We start from the raw sequence: 16977 nt of genomic DNA on the forward strand, positions 1-16977 counted from the left end.
TCCTGCACACCTACAACTACCACCGCTGCCACACCGCACTCGGCGGCCACCCACCGATCAGCCGCGTGAACAACGCTGCGGGTCAATACATCTAGCGCGGGCTCAGAGGTGGTGGGGCGGCTTCTCGTCGAGGAAGCGCGCCAGGTCGGCGGCGCTGTCGCTGCCTGCCGACGGCCGCTCGCCCCACCCGCGGTCCGTGTCGTCCGAAGACTGCTGCGACAGGGGGTCGTCGAAGACCAGGTCGTTCTTCGGCTTCTTCGGTGCCGTCGAGCCCTTCGGGGTCTCCGGCTCCTTCGGATCGCGCGGCTCGGGGGCGGGGGCGGTACTCATGTCTCCAGGGTACGTCCGTGCGGCGGGGCGGCGGCCGTCAGACGGCGTAGAGCCCCTGAGCTGCGAAGATCTCCCTTGCGGTGGCCAGCTGCCCCGCCGTGGGCGTGGGGGTGCCGCGCAGGGTGAAGTCCTTGCCGAGAGCGTCCCACTTCGCCTCGCCCAGCGTGTGGAAGGGCAGCACGTCGACGCGCGAGACGTTGCCGAGCGAGGCGGCGAAGCGGGCGACGCCGTCGATGTTGTCCGGGTCGTCGGTCAGGCCGGGGACGAGGACGAAGCGCACCCAGACGTCCTGGCCGCGGTCGGCGAGGCGCCGCGCGAAGTCGAGGGTGGGCTGCAAGGGCCTCCCGGTGACCTTCTGGTACGTCTCCGGGTGCCAGGACTTGATGTCGAGGAGCACGAGGTCGGCGTCCCTGAGCAGGGCGTCGGTGGCGCGCACACCGAGGAAACCGCTGGTGTCGAGGGCGGTGTGCAGACCGAGCTCGTGCTTGAGCCGGTGCAGCAGTTCACCGGTGAAGACGGGCTGAAGGAGGGGTTCGCCGCCGCTGACGGTGGCTCCGCCGCCCGCCGCCGAGATGAACTTCGTGTACTTGGCGGCCTCCGCGATCACCTCGTCGGCGGTGGTCCGCTTGCCGTCACGCATCCTCCAGGTGTCGGGGTTGTGGCAGTACAGGCAGGTCAGCGGGCAGCCCGAGAGGAACGTCACGAAGCGGCTGCCGGGGCCGTCCACTCCGGTGGACAGGTCCCAGGAGTGGACGGACCCGGTGACGGGGCGCCGGGTGACCGCGGCAGCCGGGGTCGCGATGTCGAGCAGAGCAGTCATGGCAGGGCTCCAGGTGGCTCAGAGGGAGCCGTGGAAGGTGCGGTTGATGACGTCGAGCTGCTGGTCGCGGGTCAGGCGGATGAAGTTGACCGCGTAGCCGGAGACCCGGATGGTCAGCTGCGGGTAGTTCTCCGGGTGCTCCATGGCGTCCTGAAGGGTCGCCTTGTCGAGCACGTTGACGTTCATGTGGAAGCCGTCGCTGGCCGTGAAGCCGTCGAGGACTCCGGAGAGGTTCTGGATCCGCTCGCCGGGGGTGCGGCCCAGGGCGTCGGGCGTGATGGTGTTGGTGAGCGAGATGCCGTCCTCGGCGTCGTCGTAGTCGAGCCCCGCGACCGACAGCGCGGAGGCGATGTAGCCGTGCTCGTCCCGGCCGTTCATCGGGTTGGCGCCGGGGGCGAACGGCTCGCCCGAGCGGCGGCCGTCGGGGGTGTTGCCGGTCTTCTTTCCGTAGACGACGTTCGAGGTGATCGTCAGGACGGACTGGGTGTGCACCGCGTTGCGGTAGGTCGGGTGCTGCCGGATCTTGCCCATGAAGTCCGAGACGATCCGCCGGGCGATGTGGTCGGCCCGCTCGTCGTTGTTGCCGTAGGCGGGGTAGTCGCCCTCGATCTCGTAGTCGACGGCGAGTCCCGTCTCGTCGCGGATGACCCTGACCCTGGCGTGCTTGACGGCGGAGAGCGAGTCGGCGGCGACGGAGAGGCCCGCGATGCCGCATGCCATCGTGCGCAGGATCTCCTGGTCGTGCAGTGCCATCTCGATGCGCTCGTAGGCGTACTTGTCGTGCATGTAGTGGATGACGTTCAGCGCGTGGACGTAGGTCTTGGCGAGCCAGCCGAGCATCGCGTCGTAGCGCTCGGCGAGGGTGTCGTAGTCCAGGTATTCGTCCTCGATGGGCTCGAAGCCCTCGACGACGCGCTTGCCGGTCTTCTCGTCACGGCCGCCGTTGATCGCGTAGAGGAGGGCCTTGGCGACGTTGACGCGGGCTCCGAAGAACTGCATCTGCTTGCCGACGGCCATCGCCGAGACACAGCAGGCGATCGCGGTGTCGTCGCCGTACTTGGGGCGCATCAGGTCGTCGGACTCGAACTGGATGGCCGAGGTGTCGATGGCCACCTTGGCGGCGAAGTCCTTGAAGCCCTGGGGCAGTTCCCGCGACCAGAAGACGGTGAGGTTCGGCTCGGGGGCCGGGCCCAGGTTGTAGAGGGTCTGCAGGGCGCGGAACGTGGTGCGGGAGACCAGCGGGCGGCCGTCCTCGCCGATGCCGGCCATCGACCAGGTGACCCAGGTCGGGTCGCCGGAGAAACCCTCGTTGTACTCGGGGGTGCGCAGGAAGCGCACGATGCGGAGCTTGATGACGAAGTCGTCGACGAACTCCTGGGCCTCGGTCTCGGTGATCCGGCCGGACTCGATGTCGCGCTGGAGGTAGATGTCGAGGAAGTTGTCGATGCGGCCGATCGACATGGCCGCGCCGTTCTGCTCCTTCACGGCGGCCAGGTAGGCGAAGTACAGCCACTGGACGGCCTCGCGGGCGGTGGTGGCGGGGGCGGAGATGTCGTGGCCGTAGGACATCGCCATGGCCTTCAGTTCGCCCAGGGCCTTGATCTGCTCGGAGGTCTCCTCTCGGGCGCGGATGACGTCCTCGGTGGCCCACTGATCACCGAGCCGGGCCCTGTCGGCCTCCTTCTCGGCGATGAGGCGGTCGACTCCGTAGAGCGCGACGCGGCGGTAGTCGCCGATGATGCGGCCGCGGCCGTAGGCGTCGGGCAGGCCGGTGATGATGCCGGAGGAGCGGCAGGCGCGGATCTCGGGCGTGTAGGCGTCGAAGACACCTTCGTTGTGGGTCTTGCGGAGGTGCGTGTAGACCTCCTTGACCTCGGGGTCGGCCTCGTAGCCGTAGGCGTTGAGCGCTCCTTCGACCATCCGCCAGCCGCCGTTGGGCATGATGGCGCGCTTGAGCGGGGCGTCGGTCTGGAGGCCGACGATGAGGTCCAGGTCGGCGTCGATGTAGCCGGGGCGGAAGGCATCGATGCGGGAGGGGGTCTTCACGTCGACGTCGTAGATGCCGCGCTCGATCTCCGCGGGGAACATCGACAGGAGCTTCTGCCAGACCAGGGAGGTGCGTTCGGTCGGTCCCGCGAGGAAGGAGTCGTCGCCCTCGTACGGGGTGTAGTTCTGCTGGACGAAGTCGCGGACGTCGACCGCGTCCCTCCACAGGCCGCCCTTGAAGCCGTCCCATGCTTCGCCGTGCACTGTCGTTTCCGCGGGAGTGGCAGTCATTGCAGGCACCTTCCGATTCGCCTTTTCGCTATGAGTCCATTCCACTGCGAAACGCCCGGCCAGGGGGCCCGCAATGGTCCCCACTTCCGGGCCGGAGGTCCTCACTCCCGGCGCGCGCAGCCTGCCGCACCCACTCTGACCTGGCATTTCTTTCGGGACTTTGGCCCTAAGTTCGCTTGTGAATGCATTCACAAGAATTTCGCGGAGATCTCGTGGTACCGGCATCCCGCACGGGCCGGAACCCGGACATGCGAACGGGCCGGGTGCTCCCACACCCGGCCCGTCCCGCCGACGCCGCTCGGGGCGTCAGCTCGGCGATTCCGCGCCCTTGCGGGCATAGAACCACCAGCAGACCGCGATACAGCTGACGTAGAAGCCCACGAAGCCCCACATCGCGCTGGTGACCGCGAAGTTGGCGAACATCGCAGGGATGAAGAAGAAGCCGTACGCCGCGATGGCGGAGGTGAAGCCGGTGACGGCGCCCGCCTCCATCTCGGACTGCTTCAGCGCCTTCGTGTAGGCGGGGGTGCCCTCCTCCAGGCCCTTCAGATGCTGGCCGCGGAAGATCACCGGGATCTGGCGGAACGTCGATCCGTTGCCGATGCCCGAGAAGAAGAACGCGCACAGGAAGCAGGCGAAGAAGCCCCAGAAGTTGCCGTTGTCGCCGCCGGAGGGGAGGAAGTTGATGACACCGATGATCGAGAGCGCCATGCCGACGAACGAGATGATGGTGACCCTGGCGCCGCCGATCTTGTCGGCGATCCAGCCGCCGGCCCAGCGGGCGAGCGCGCCCACGGCCGGGCCCATCCAGGCGTAGGTGGCCGCGGAGTAGGCCGCGTCGATCGGCGTGAACGTGGTCTTGATGAGCATCGGCAGCGCCGCCGCGAACCCGATGAAGGAACCGAACGTGCCGACGTAGAGCCAGGTCATCAGCCAGTTGTGCTTGCGCTTGAAGATGATCTTCTGCTGGCTGAAGGGGGTCGACGCGACCTTCAGGTCGTTCTGCCCGAACCACGCGATGACGGCCAGGATCACCAGGACCGGCACCCACAGGAACGCGGCGTTCTGCAGCCACACGGGCGTGCCGTCGGCCTTGTGCTGGGCCGAGCCGACCGCGAGGACCGAGCTGGTGATGACGATCGGGGTGACCAGCTGGACGACGGAGACGCCGAGGTTGCCGAGGCCGCCGTTGATGCCGGTGGCGTTGCCCTTGTCGCGCTTGGGGAAGAAGAAGCCGATGTTGGCGAGGGAGGAGGCGAAGTTCGCGCCGCCGACGCCGCAGAGGGCCGCGATGGCGACCATCACGCCGTACGAGGTGTTCGGGTCCTGGACCGCGATGCCGAGCCAGATCAGCGGGATGACCAGGACGACCGTGGAGAGCGCGGTGAAGCGGCGCTGGCCGATCATCGGGCCGAGGAAGGTGTAGAAGACGCGCGCCGTGCCGCCGGTGATGCCGGGGACGGCCGTCAGCCAGAACAGCTGCGAGGTGGAGAAACCGAAGCCGACGTCCTTGAGGTTGGTCGCGGTGACCGACCACACCTGCCAGACGACGAAGGCGACCAGGAGCGCGGGGACGGCGATCCACAGGTTGCGGGAGGCGACCTTCTTGCCGATGGACTTCCAGAAGAGTTCGTTCTCCGGCTCCCAGTCGGTGATGGTCTTGCCGGGGCGGTACTGCGCGGGGTCGTACGTACTGACCGACGGCGCGGACCGCGCCTCTTGGGCGGCAGGCGATGTCATGTTGGATCCCTGTTCGCTACGGGTCCCGACCTTGCTCCGGGGCCTGACATATCCACGTTCCCGCGCGCGGTTCTCCGGGAGCAGAGTCGTAGGACACGCTCTGACCAGCCCAAAGGCACCAAAGTCAGGGGTCCTTCGGACCTCGGGGGCCGCCCGGGCGCGTGCCGCAGCCCGCTTCGGCACACACCTTCTGCTGTGCTGGTCCCCATGACGTCCGCACCGGCCCCCGAGCCAGCACCCGCCGCCGAGCCAGCATCAGGCCCGCCGTCCGCTCCCGCCGCCCTGCGGCCACTGCGCCCGCGGGGGCGCGGGGAAGCGCACCGGGCCGCGACTCCCCTGGAGCTCTTCTTCGACCTCTGTTTTGTCGTGGCGGTCGCGCAGGCCGGCGTCGAGCTCGTGCACGCCGTCGCCGAGGGGCACGCGGGCGAGGGCGTGCTCAATTACGCGATGGTGTTCTTCGCGCTGTTCTGGGCGTGGGTCAACTTCTCGTGGTTCGCGTCGGCGTACGACAACGACGACGTGCTGTACCGGGTGGTCACGCTCGTACAGATCGCCGGAGTCCTTGTTTTCGCCGCGGGAGTCTCCCGGGGGTTCGAGGAGCACGACTTCCTCCTCATCTGGCTCGGCTACCTGATCATGCGGGTCGCGCTCACCACCCAGTGGCTGCGCGTCGCCAAGTCGGCCACCGGCGGGGAGCGGTCCACCGCGCTGCGGTACGCGTGCGGCGTGCTGGTCTGCCAGATCGGCTGGTCGGGTCTGCTGTTCCTGCCCGAGGGCGGGCGGGCCTGGCTGTTCCTCGTGATGGCGATCGCCGAGATGTGCGTGCCGGTGTTCGCGGAGCGCGTCTACAGCACGGCCTGGCATCCGCATCACATCTCCGAGCGGTACGGCCTGTTCACGATCATCGTGCTCGGCGAGACGATCGCCGCGGCGACCGTCGCCGTGAAGACCGGCATCGAGGAGCACGACGCGCTCGGCGAGGTCCTGCCCATCGCGGCGGGCGGGCTCCTGATGGTCTTCGCCGCGTGGTGGATCTACTTCGTGGTGCCCATCCACGGCCACCTGAGCTCCAACCGGCAGTCTTTCCTGTGGGGTTACGGGCACTACTTCATCCTCGGCGCGGCCGCCGCGATCGGGGCCGGGATCGAGGTGGCGGTCGAGGAGGCCGTCGGCAAGGCGCACATCTCGACGCTCGCCGCGTCCGCCGCCGTGACCGTGCCGATGGCGCTGTATCTCTTCACCGTCTGGCTGCTGCACTCCCGCTACTACAAGGTGGGCCTCGCCCAGCAACTCGTCCTGCCCATCGCCGCCGTGGCGACCCTCGCCAGTACGTTCGCGGGCAGCTGGGCCGTCCTGGTCGCGGGGCTCGTGGCGACGGCCACCGTCGCCACCGGTGTGACGCTGACCAGCCGTACGGCGCGAAAGGAGACAGCCACGTAGCTTCCGGACAGCCGCGCAACCGCCGCGCGTGATACGCAGGTCGGCATGGCTTCCTCCGACTCCCTCACCGATGTCCCCGGCCTCCGCGTGGGGCATGCCACCCGCACCGTTCCGGAGCACCCAGGCCACCTCACCGGCACCACCGTCGTGCTCGCCCCGGAGGGCGGCGCCGTCGCGGCGGTGGATGTGCGCGGCGGCGGCCCCGGCACCCGCGAGACGGACGCCCTGGACCCCCGCAACCTCGTGCAGCACGTCGAGGCCGTCGTACTGACCGGCGGCAGCGCGTACGGCCTGGACTCCGCGGCCGGGGTGATGGCGTGGCTGGAGGAGCGTGGCCGGGGCGTTCGGGTCGGCCCCGATCCCTCCCACGTCGTGCCCGTGGTCCCGGCCGCCTGCGTCTTCGACCTGGGCCGCGGCGGCGCGTTCACGGCGCGCCCCGACGCCGGGACCGGACGCGCCGCCGTGGAGGCCGCCGCGGGCACCGAGCCGTTCACCCCGGTCGAGGAGGGGAACGTCGGCGCGGGCACCGGCGCCCTGGTCGGCAAGGTCAAGGGCGGCATCGGCAGCGCGAGCGTCAGGCTGGAGTCGGGGGTCACGGTCGCCGCGCTGGTGGTGGCGAACGCCGCGGGCGCGGGGGTCGATCCGCGGACGGGGGCGCTGTACGGGCGGTACTTCGAGGGAGGGCGGGTGGCCTATCCCGCCCCGGAGGTCCACGAGGAGGCCACGCGCCGCCTCGCCGAAGCCGCCGCCGAGAGCGGCCCTGCCCCGCTGAACACCACGCTCGCCGTGGTCGCGACGGACGCCGAACTGAGCAAGGCCCAGGCGCAGAAGCTCGCGGGCACGTCGCACGACGGCATCGCGCGCGCCGTGCGCCCCGTCCATCTCCTCAACGACGGGGACACCGTCTTCGCCCTCGCGACCGGCGAACGTCCCCTGCCGGGGGCGGCGGAGAACCCGCTCGCCCTGAACGAGGTCCTGGCGGCGGGCGCGGACGTGGTGACCGCGGCGATCGTCAGGGCACTCCTGGCCGCGGAGTCCGTGCGGACGCCGGGCGGCAACTTCCCCGCGTACCGCGACCTTTACGGCAAGCAGTCCCGGTAATCCCCGGCAGCCCTCAATAGCCCCCCGGTAGCCCCCGGCCGCCCCCAGTAGCTCCCCACCACGAATTCCCTCTCAGATATCCCAAAGCACCACCTAAGGGAATTCCCAGAAAGAACAGCTACAAATGGCCGCGGAGCAAAGCCCGTTGGGTCGCCGTCGGGCCATGCCGCTGTGCCCGCCCTCACACCAAGCGGACGGAACCTTTCCGCCTGAGGGTGGCTCTTAACTCCTACCTGGTCAGAACGCGCACTTCGCAAAAAGATGGAGCAGCCCGTGACAACGTCGCACATAGCCAAGCCCCGGCGACGCACCCTTATGGCGGCCACCGCACTCGCCGCCGTCGGTGCGCTCGCCCTCACGGCCTGCGGCGGCGACGCGGACGCCGACGGCGACAACAAGGACGGCAAGTCCAAGGCGCAGGGCGCCGACATCACCATCTCGGCGAAGGACGGCTCGACCGGCGCCTCCATCAACGCCACCGGCGTCAAGGTCAAGAACGGCAAGCTGACCGAGGTGAAGATGACCCTGGTCTCCACCGGAGCGGCGGTCGACGGCACGCTCGCCGACGACGGCACCAGCTGGAAGCCCAAGGCCCAGCTGGAGCGCGGCATGAAGTACAAGATCACGGCCGACGCGAAGGACGCCAAGGGCAAGGAGGCGACGGAGAACTCGATCTTCACCACCGTCTCCAAGGACAACAGCTTCATCGGCAGTTACACCCCCGACGGCGGCACGAAGGTCGGCGTCGGCATGCCGGTCTCCTTCAACTTCGACAAGGCGATCACCGAGAAGCAGTCCGTCCAGTCGCACATCAAGGTCACCTCCGACAGCGGCCAGAAGGTCGTGGGCCACTGGTTCGGCAACCAGCGGCTCGACTTCAGGCCAGAGGAGTACTGGAAGGCCGGCTCCAAGGTCACGATGAAGATCAGCCTGGAGGGCGTGAAGGGCGCGGACGGCGCCACCGGCGTGCAGAACAAGACGGTCACCTTCACCATCGGCCGTGCCCAGGTCTCCACGGTCGACGTGAAGGCCAAGACAATGACGGTCGAGCGGGACGGCAAGGTCGTCAAGACCATCCCGATCTCCGCGGGCAGCCCGTCGAACCCCACGTACAACGGCAAGATGGTGATCTCCGAGAAGTTCACGCAGACCCGGATGAACGGCGACACGGTCGGCTTCGGCGGTGAGTACGACATCAAGGACGTCCCGCACGCGATGCGCCTGTCGTCCTCCGGCACCTTCATCCACGGCAACTACTGGGGCTCGCCCTCGATCTTCGGCAGCTCCAACACCAGCCACGGCTGCGTCGGCCTCCAGGACGCGCAGGGCGCGGGCGACTCCAGCACGCCGGGCGCGTGGTTCTACGACAACTCCCTCATCGGGGACATCGTGACGGTCAAGGGCTCCCCGGACGAGACCATCGCCCCGGACAACGGCCTCAACGGCTGGAACATGTCCTGGAGCGAGTGGACCGCGGGCAGCGCGGGCTGACTCCGGCCCGCCTCCAGCCCCTCTCCAGCACAGGCCTCTCACCAGCCTCAACACCGCGAGCCGCACGGGAACTTGCCGTGCGGCTCGTTCGTTTTCCCGTTCACGGGCATGATGTCCGACACAGGGGCTACGGTATGCACTCACAAGGTGACATGCAGCAACGCCGGGAGAGACCTTGAGCGTTCCGTACGAGTACGAGACGGCGCACGAGCCACAGTCTGCCGAGCAGAAGTCTCCGCACTCCCCACAGGAGCATCTCGAGCAGCTTCTTCGCCGCGCCCTGAACTCCTTCGACCTGCCGGACGACACGATAAGGCGTCTGGACTCCGCCCTCGCGTACGACAGTTCGCTGCACTCGGCGCACCACAGCGCGGGCCTGCACCGCGAGACCTACCGCCACACGTGGCTGCTCGCCGACGCGGGCGCGCTCACCCTCTGGGAGCTCGTGCACAACACTGGCCCCGGCAGCCACCCCCAGCACGAGCTGTACGCGGACGAGGAAGACGCCGGCGTGGCCACCTCGCGCCTGCCGCTCCCGCCCGACACCCCCGCGGGCGCCTGCGAACAGCCCGTCGTGCTCCAGCTCCCGGTCACCGAGGAGCCCCATCATACGTACGTCCCGGACGACTCCGCGGACCACGCGCGAAGGCTGCTGCGCCGCGCGGAGAACACGGCGGGCGAGGGACGGCCCGGCGGGGATGTCGAGCGGTTACTGCGTTCGGCCTTCGCGCACCAGATCACCCAGGCCTTCGGCCGCCCCTGCCTGCCGGGCGAGGCACGCCTCAGCTTCTCGCTCTACGAACACGCGTTCCTGCTCTTCGACGGCAGCGAGCTCAGCCTCTGGGAGGTCGAGCACACGGTCACGCCCGACAAGCGCCACCGCTGCGAGGTGTACGACTCCGAGGACGCCGCCCGCGCGGCGATGGAGCAGCGTGCGCGGAGCATCCCGCAGCAGCGGGCGAAGTAAGCGGGCCAAGCGGGCGCGGTAGCGGCAACGGCCGCCGCGCAGGGGCCGTCAGGACCGGCCGTTGCCGAACTGGCGTACGAGAACGGCGAAGGCGGCTCGCTCGTCCGCCGTCAGCTCGACCGTCTCCGCGCGCGGCGGGCCCGACTGCGCGGGCAGCACACCCAGCGCCCGTGACCGGCGCAGGACGTCCGCGTCGACCTGGTCGCGCCGCAGCATCCGCACCAGGCCCACGGCCCACGCGGCGGTCGCCACGGCCAGTACGGCGACGCCTGCCTGCTGGAGGATCGAGACATTCTGGAACATGCCGCACAGTAGACAACACGACCAGGGCCTTACGACAGGGGGGTTGTGGGACTTACGTCCCGAAGTGACGCATGTCGCACAACCCCCGCATAGGACTCGAACGGCCGGAACCGAACGGCTGGGCCCGGACGACCGGGCCCTGGGCGGCCCGGATCAGGCCGCCGCCGGCACCCGCTCGTCCTTCGCGGCTTCGTCGGCCGCGGCGCCGCCCGCCGCAGAGCCCGTCTTGCGGGCGCCCTTGAGCAGGATGACCGCGACGGTCGAGACCCCGACACCTGCGACGATCGCCACCAGGTACAGCAGCGGCTGCCCGATGAGCGGCACCACGAAGATGCCGCCGTGCGGGGCCCGCAGCGTGCAGCCGAAGGCCATCGACAGGGCGCCGGTGACCGCACCGCCCGCCATCGACGCGGGGATCACCCGCAGCGGGTCGGCCGCGGCGAACGGAATCGCGCCCTCCGTGATGAAGGAGGCGCCGAGGAACCAGGCCGCCTTGCCGTTCTCCCGCTCGGTCTTGGTGAAGAGCCGGCCGCGGACCGTGGTGGCCAGGGCCATGGCCAGCGGCGGGACCATACCGGCCGCCATCACCGCGGCCATGACCTTGAGGCTGCCCTCGGTCGGATTGGCGAGGCCGCCGACGGCGAAGGCGTACGCGACCTTGTTCAGCGGGCCGCCGAGGTCAAAGCACATCATCAGGCCGAGGATGACGCCGAGGATGATGGCGTTGGCGCCGGACAGGCCTTCGAGCCAGTCGGTGAGCGCGCTCTGCAACTCGGCGATGGGCTTGCCGATGACGAGGAACATCAGGAAGCCGACGACCGCGGAGGAGATCAGCGGGATCACGACCACCGGCATGATGCCGCGCAGGACCGCCGGGATCCGCACGCGCTGGATGCCCATGACGACCGCGCCCGCGATCAGACCTGCGGCGAGGCCGCCGAGGAAGCCCGCGTTGATGGTGACGGCGACGGAGCCGCCGACGAATCCGGGTACGAGCCCTGGCCGGTCGGCCATTCCGTACGCGATGTAGCCCGCGAGGACCGGCACCAGGAAGGCGAAGGCGAGCCCGCCGATCTGGAAGAGGAGCGCGGCCCAGCTGGTGGTGTCCGTCCACACGAAGTGCTCGGCGACGGACGGCGCCTTGTCGATCTTCCAGCCGCCGATGGCGAAGCCGAGCGCGATGAGGAGGCCGCCCGCGGCGACGAACGGGACCATGTAACTGACGCCGGACATCAGCCACTTGCGCAGCTTGGTGCCGTAGCCGTCGCCGCTGTCACCTGCGTTGTCGACCGGACTCGGGCCGACGTCCGCGGTGGTCTCGCCACGGGCCGCCTTCGCCCGGACCTCCGCGATGAGCTCGGCGGGCCTGCTGATGCCCGCCTTCACGCCGACATCGACGGTGGGCTTACCGGCGAAACGGTCCTTCTCCCGTACGGGGACGTCGTGCGCGAAGATGACCGCGTCCGCGGTGGCTAGGACCGCCGGGTCGAGGCGGGTGAAGCCCGCGGAGCCCTGGGTCTCCACCGTCAGCTCTACGCCTGCCTCGCGGGCGGCGTTCTCCAGGGACTCGGCTGCCATGTAGGTGTGGGCGATGCCTGTGGGGCAGGAGGTGACGGCGACGATTCTGAACGTAGGAACCTCTTCGCCGGGCGCCTCTTGGGGCGGCTGCCCGGCGTCGGGGGCTGTGCCCGCCCGTTCCGCCCCAGCGGAACTGCCGCCCACAGCGGCGGCGGCCGTATCCCCGGCGATCAGCGCCGCTGCCGAAGCCGGATCGGACGCAGCCCGCAAGGCACCGGTGAACTCCTCGTCCATCAACTGGCGTGCGAGCGACGACAGGATGGTCAGGTGGGCGTCGTCGGCGCCCGCCGGAGCGGCGATCAGGAAGATCAGGTCGGCAGGCCCGTCCGGCGCCCCGAAGTCGATGCCGTCGGCCGAGCGGCCGAAGGCCAGGGTCGGCTCGGTGACGTGGGCGCTGCGGCAGTGCGGGATACCGATGCCGCCGTCGAGGCCGGTCGGCATCTGCGCCTCGCGGGCCGCCACGTCGGCGAGGAATCCCTCCAGGTCGGTCACCCGGCCCAGGGCCACCATGCGCTCGGCGAGGGCACGGGCCGCCGCTTCCTTGGTTCCGGCGGACCGGTCGATTTCGAGGTCGACCAGTTCCGCGGTGATCATCTCGCTCATCGCGGGCTCCTTCGCACGCGTATCGCCCGGAGGGCGGGGGTGGGGACGGGGGCTGAGCTGAAACTGCGGGGGTGGGGCTGGAGGTGAAGCCAGGGCTGGAGGTGAATGCGGGGCCGGGGCTGGAGCTGGGGCGTCATGACGCCGGCTCCGTCAGTACGCGGTCCAGGGGGACCTCGGAGGTGACCGTGACGGCGTCGGGCGCGAGGTCGGACGGGGTCGGCATCGCGCTGCCGGGGAGTTGGACGGCTGCCGCGCCGTGCGCCACGGCCGAGGCGAGGGCGGCGGGGCCGGTGCCGCCCGCGATGAGGAAACCGGCCAGGGAGGAGTCACCGGCGCCGACGTTGCTGCGTACGGCGTCGACCGGAGCACTGCCGAAGTACGTGCCCGAGTCGTCCACCAGGAGCTGGCCGTCCGCGCCGAGGCTGGCGAGCACGGCCCGCGCTCCCGACGCCCGAAGCTCCTCCGCGGCCTTGACCGCGTCGCCGACCGTCGCCAGGGGGCGGCCCACCGCTTCGGCGAGCTCCTGCGCGTTCGGCTTGACGACGTCGGGACGCTCGGCGAGCGCCGCGAGCAGCGCGGGGCCCGAGGTGTCCAGGGCGATACGGGCGCCCGCGGCGTGCGCGCGGGCCACCAGATCGGCGTACCAGGAGGGGGCGAGCCCGCGCGGGAGGCTGCCGCAGCAGGCGATCCAGTCGGCACCCGCGGACCGCTCCCGCACCGCGGAGAGCAGCAACTCGGCTTCGTCCGATGTCAGTTCGGGCCCAGCAGCGTTGATCTTGGTGAGGGTGCCATCCGGTTCGGCGACTGCGATGTTGGAGCGGGTCTGGCCCGCGACCCACACCGGGGCGACCTTGATGCCCTGCTCGTCGAGGAGTTGGTCGACGAGCGCGCCGGGCGCACCGCCGAGCGGCAGGACGGCGAGTGTCTCCGCCCCCGCCGCCGCGACCGCCCTCGATACGTTGACGCCCTTGCCGCCCGGGTCCATCCGGTCGCCGGTGGCCCGGACGACCTCGCCGCGGTCCAGCGAGGGGACCTCGTAGGTGCGGTCGAGGGAGGGGTTGGGGGTGACGGTGAGGATCATGCGCGTACGTACCGTTTCGTTGCCGACCTGCGTGGTGCCACTGTTGTCACTGTTGCCGTTGTCGCCGTCGTTGCTGCTGTTGCTGCTGCCGGCCGCGTTCGGGTCCGTGCCGTTCATGCCCGGATCACCTCCGTGCCGCCGCTCTCGATCGCGGCGGCGTCCTCGGGGCTGAGCCCGGTGTCGGTGATGAGCAGGTCCACGTCGTCGAGTCCGCCGAAGCGCGCGAAGTGCTCCTGCCCGTGCTTGGCGGAGTCCGCGAGGAGCACCACGCGGCGGGCCGCGCCGATCGCCGCGCGCTTGACGGCCGCTTCGGCGAGGTCGGGGGTGGTCAGACCGGCTTCGGCGGAGAAGCCGTTGGCGGCGACGAAGAGGACGTCGGCGCGGATCTCGGCGTACGCCCGCAGCGCCCACGCGTCGACCGCGGCGCGCGTACGGCTGCGGACGCGGCCCCCGATGAGATGGAGCTGGATGCCGGGGTGGTCGGCGAGGCGGGCGGCGGTGGGCAGTCCGTGCGTGACGACGGTGAACGTCGCTTCCAGCGGGAGGGAGGCCGCGAGGCGGGCCACCGTCGAGCCCGCGTCGAGGATGACGCTGCCCTCGGCCGGCAGCTCGGCGAGGGCGGCGTGCGCGATGCGGTCCTTCTCGCCGGCCGCCGTCCCCTCGCGTTCCGCAAGGTCGGGCTCGAAGTCGAGGCGTCCGGCCGGGATGGCGCCGCCGTGCACGCGGCGCACGAGCCCGGCCCGGTCGAGGGCCTTCAGGTCGCGCCGGATGGTCTCGGCGGTGACCTTGAACTCCTCGGCGAGCGACAGCACGTCGACCCGCCCGCCGTCGCGCGCGAGCCGCAGGATCTCCTGCTGCCGCTCCGGTGCGTACATGTCCGTTCGCCTCCGCCTGATGCCCGAGTGTGTGGGTTCACTTGCAGGCTACGGCTGGATTTCGCCAAAGTAAACAGGCTCGGACCTCACACAGACACAAACGGACTTCCGAAACGAGTCAGGCCGCACCGCACTACGGCCAGCGGAAGCCCTCCAGTGCCTCGATGCAGCGCGCGGCCAGGGCCGCGGGCCCGCCCGCGCCGCCCGCCGAGTCGTCCCCCGAGGCCCATGTCTCCACCGCCACCCGTACCGCCGCGCTCGCGACCCCCGCGGCCAGCCGCAGCTCCAGCGACGGCACCTCCCCCGCGCCGCCGCCTTCCCGCTGCGCCAGGACGGAGATCAGCGTCTCCTCCGAGACGTGGCACGCGTCCGACCACACCGCCCGCAGCGCGGCGCTCTCCCCCGCCGTCACCATCCGCAGCAGCGCCCGCACCCACTCCAGCGCCTCCGCGTCCCCGATGGCGACCCCCGGCGCGGCATCGCTGTCCGGGACCAGCGCCCGCGCCGCCGCATGCAGCAGCGCGTCCCGCACGCAGAGCCCCGCGGGCGCGTCCCGTACCGCCTCGGCCCACTGCTGCGCACCGGCGGCGAAGAGCGGCGCGACGGCCTCCTCCTTCGTCGCGAAGTAGCGGTAGAAGGTGCGCGGCGCGACGCCCGCCGCGCGGGCGATGTCCTCGGCACGGGTGCCGCGCAGCCCGTTCTCGACGAAGAGCGCGGCAGCCGTACGGGCGATGTCCAGGCGCGTCTCCGCCTTGCGGCGCTCGGTGAGCGAGCCGGGAGATCCAGACGATTCGGGCGAGTCGAGCGAACTTGCGGGCATGCGAGGCAGGTTATGCCAGCAAGCCGCAGGTACCCGAGCAGGGCCAATTCGGCGCGCTATGCCTGTGTGGCAGAATCTGCCACCGCATGAGCCGCCACACGAGTGCGTGGCAGATCAAGTACGTCCAAGAAGGTGGCAAGCCCGGTGCGTCGTCGACAGTTCCTGACCAGCTCGGCCGGCCTCGCGGGCCTGACCGGTGCCTCCACGCTCGGTCTCTCCCTCGGCCTCACCGGCTGCTCGTCATCCGGCGACACCACCCTCAGACTTCTCGTCGCCAGCTACGACAAGAGCGTCGGCTCCTCCATCGGCGACCAGTGGGACGGCCTGGTCGGCGCCTTCGAGAAGGCGCACCCCACCATCAAGATCGCCCTGGAACGCGTCCCCTTCGACAAACTGGACCGGACGCTCGCCCGCCGCGTGAAGGACGGCAACGCCCCCGACATCGCACAGTCGAACGTCTTCGCCCCGTACGCCGAGGACGACCAGCTCTACGGCGCCTCCGACCTCTTCGACATCCGCACCGAGGCCGACTTCACCCGCTCGTACGCCGAAGCCGGATCGGTCAAGCACATCCAGTACGGCATCCCCTTCCTCGCCAGCACCCCGCGCCTCTTCTACAACACGGCCCTCTTCAAGCAGGCCGGCATCAGCGGCGCCCCCACCTCCTGGGACGAGCTGCGAGCGGCGGCCCAGGCGCTGAAGGGGATCGGCGTGAAGACCCCGTACGGGCTGCAGTTGGGCCCCGAGGCCGCCGAGGACGAGACCCTGTCCTGGCTGCTCGCGGACGAAGGCGGCTACGCGGCCCTGGCCGGCGGCTACGACTTCCACACCGCGAGCAACGTACGGACACTGACCTGGCTGCGGGACGAGCTGGTGGCCAAGGGCCTCGCGGGGCCGGACCCGGCCGGGCTCAACAGGACCGCCGCGTACGAGCAGTTCATGCGCGGCCGGATCGGAATGCTGATCGCGCACCCGGTGCTCATGGGCACCGCCGACAAGGTCAAGTTCCCTTACGCGCATGCCGCGTTCCCCAGCCGGCTCGGCGGGGCGGCGGCACCGGTGGGTCTGAGCGACTGGCTGATGGCGTTCAAGGAGAACGGCCACAGCGACGCGTGCGGCACGTTCCTCGGCTACCTCTACGGCCACAAGTCGGCGAAGGCGTACGGCGGCGGGCAGGCCGCGCTCCCGGTGACCAGTTCCGCGTCGTCGGCGCTGCGCGCGGACACGGCCCAGCGCCCGCTGTGGAAGTTCATCGACCAGATGCCGCAGGCGCAGTTCCAGCCGGTCGGCATGCGCTCCTGGCCGACCGTACGGGCCGCCATCCGCAAGGAGATCGGGGCCGCCGTCACCAAGGGCGGCAACCCCGGCGCCGTACTGGAGTCCCTGGACGCGACGGCGGCCCGGGCGGGGCTCTAGGTGTATTGATCACGAGCGTTGTTAACACCGTCCGGGCTTGATCATGGCGAAGACCTCCGGTGTGGTGGAGCTGTCTAGGACTGCACCGCACGGAGGTCTTCGTGTCCCACCGTAATGCCCGACTGACCGTTCACG

General features: G+C 70.2%; 14 protein-coding genes. 5 read left to right on the top strand and 9 right to left on the bottom strand.

What is annotated here, in order from left to right; genetic code table 11:
• Positions 1 to 102: 102 nt before the first annotated feature.
• The 4 genes from ACQKIP_RS20160 to ACQKIP_RS20175 all read right to left on the bottom strand — a co-directional run bounded on the left by ACQKIP_RS20160 (position 103) and on the right by ACQKIP_RS20175 (position 5167).
• Positions 103 to 330, bottom strand: coding sequence for a hypothetical protein (locus tag ACQKIP_RS20160; RefSeq protein WP_365867199.1), 228 nt, complete (start codon positions 328 to 330; stop codon positions 103 to 105).
• A 37-nt stretch (positions 331 to 367) separates the two neighbouring features.
• Positions 368 to 1150, bottom strand: coding sequence for a pyruvate formate-lyase-activating protein (gene pflA / locus ACQKIP_RS20165; RefSeq protein WP_365867197.1), 783 nt, complete (start codon positions 1148 to 1150; stop codon positions 368 to 370).
• An 18-nt stretch (positions 1151 to 1168) separates the two neighbouring features.
• Positions 1169 to 3427 (bottom strand): formate C-acetyltransferase, encoded by a 2259-nt coding sequence (pflB, locus tag ACQKIP_RS20170; RefSeq protein ID WP_365867195.1) that lies wholly within the window; start codon positions 3425 to 3427, stop codon positions 1169 to 1171.
• A gap of 306 nt (positions 3428 to 3733) precedes the next feature.
• Complete coding sequence (locus tag ACQKIP_RS20175; RefSeq protein WP_365867193.1) at positions 3734 to 5167, bottom strand: NarK family nitrate/nitrite MFS transporter; 1434 nt, start codon at positions 5165 to 5167, stop codon at positions 3734 to 3736.
• Positions 5168 to 5374: 207 nt separating this feature from the next.
• Between ACQKIP_RS20175 and ACQKIP_RS20180 the strand changes: the two genes are divergently transcribed.
• The 4 genes from ACQKIP_RS20180 to ACQKIP_RS20195 all read left to right on the top strand — a co-directional run bounded on the left by ACQKIP_RS20180 (position 5375) and on the right by ACQKIP_RS20195 (position 10166).
• Positions 5375 to 6607, top strand: coding sequence for a low temperature requirement protein A (locus tag ACQKIP_RS20180; RefSeq protein WP_365867191.1), 1233 nt, complete (start codon positions 5375 to 5377; stop codon positions 6605 to 6607).
• Positions 6608 to 6652: 45 nt separating this feature from the next.
• Positions 6653 to 7708, top strand: a complete 1056-nt coding sequence (locus ACQKIP_RS20185; protein ID WP_365867189.1) for a P1 family peptidase — start codon at positions 6653 to 6655, stop codon at positions 7706 to 7708.
• Between the two features lie 273 nt (positions 7709 to 7981).
• Positions 7982 to 9199: a L,D-transpeptidase gene (locus ACQKIP_RS20190; RefSeq protein ID WP_365867187.1), complete on the top strand. Its 1218-nt coding sequence runs from the start codon at positions 7982 to 7984 to the stop codon at positions 9197 to 9199.
• A 175-nt stretch (positions 9200 to 9374) separates the two neighbouring features.
• The gene (locus tag ACQKIP_RS20195; RefSeq protein ID WP_365867185.1) at positions 9375 to 10166 is read left to right on the top strand and encodes a DUF6227 family protein; all 792 of its coding nucleotides are present in this window, start codon (positions 9375 to 9377) and stop codon (positions 10164 to 10166) included.
• A 48-nt stretch (positions 10167 to 10214) separates the two neighbouring features.
• Here ACQKIP_RS20195 and ACQKIP_RS20200 read toward each other — a convergent pair whose 3' ends face one another.
• The 5 genes from ACQKIP_RS20200 to ACQKIP_RS20220 form a co-directional block, all read right to left on the bottom strand.
• Positions 10215 to 10469, bottom strand: coding sequence for a hypothetical protein (locus ACQKIP_RS20200; protein WP_365867183.1), 255 nt, complete (start codon positions 10467 to 10469; stop codon positions 10215 to 10217).
• A 153-nt stretch (positions 10470 to 10622) separates the two neighbouring features.
• A complete protein-coding gene (locus ACQKIP_RS20205) occupies positions 10623 to 12650 on the bottom strand; it encodes a PTS fructose transporter subunit IIABC (protein ID WP_365867181.1) in 2028 nt (675 codons plus the stop codon).
• A gap of 133 nt (positions 12651 to 12783) precedes the next feature.
• Positions 12784 to 13731, bottom strand: coding sequence for a 1-phosphofructokinase (gene pfkB / locus ACQKIP_RS20210; RefSeq protein ID WP_365867201.1), 948 nt, complete (start codon positions 13729 to 13731; stop codon positions 12784 to 12786).
• Positions 13732 to 13844: 113 nt separating this feature from the next.
• On the bottom strand, positions 13845 to 14606 hold the full coding sequence (locus ACQKIP_RS20215; protein WP_365867179.1) for a DeoR/GlpR family DNA-binding transcription regulator: 762 nt from the start codon (positions 14604 to 14606) through the stop codon (positions 13845 to 13847).
• A 133-nt stretch (positions 14607 to 14739) separates the two neighbouring features.
• The gene (locus ACQKIP_RS20220) at positions 14740 to 15426 is read right to left on the bottom strand and encodes a TetR/AcrR family transcriptional regulator (protein WP_365867177.1); all 687 of its coding nucleotides are present in this window, start codon (positions 15424 to 15426) and stop codon (positions 14740 to 14742) included.
• Between the two features lie 144 nt (positions 15427 to 15570).
• On the opposite strand from ACQKIP_RS20220, the gene ACQKIP_RS20225 reads away from it, so the two are divergent.
• Complete coding sequence (locus ACQKIP_RS20225; protein WP_365867175.1) at positions 15571 to 16842, top strand: extracellular solute-binding protein; 1272 nt, start codon at positions 15571 to 15573, stop codon at positions 16840 to 16842.
• Positions 16843 to 16977 lie beyond the last annotated feature (135 nt).

It is taken from the genome of Streptomyces sp. NPDC059900 (genome assembly GCF_050270335.1).
Taxonomy (GTDB): domain Bacteria; phylum Actinomycetota; class Actinomycetes; order Streptomycetales; family Streptomycetaceae; genus Streptomyces.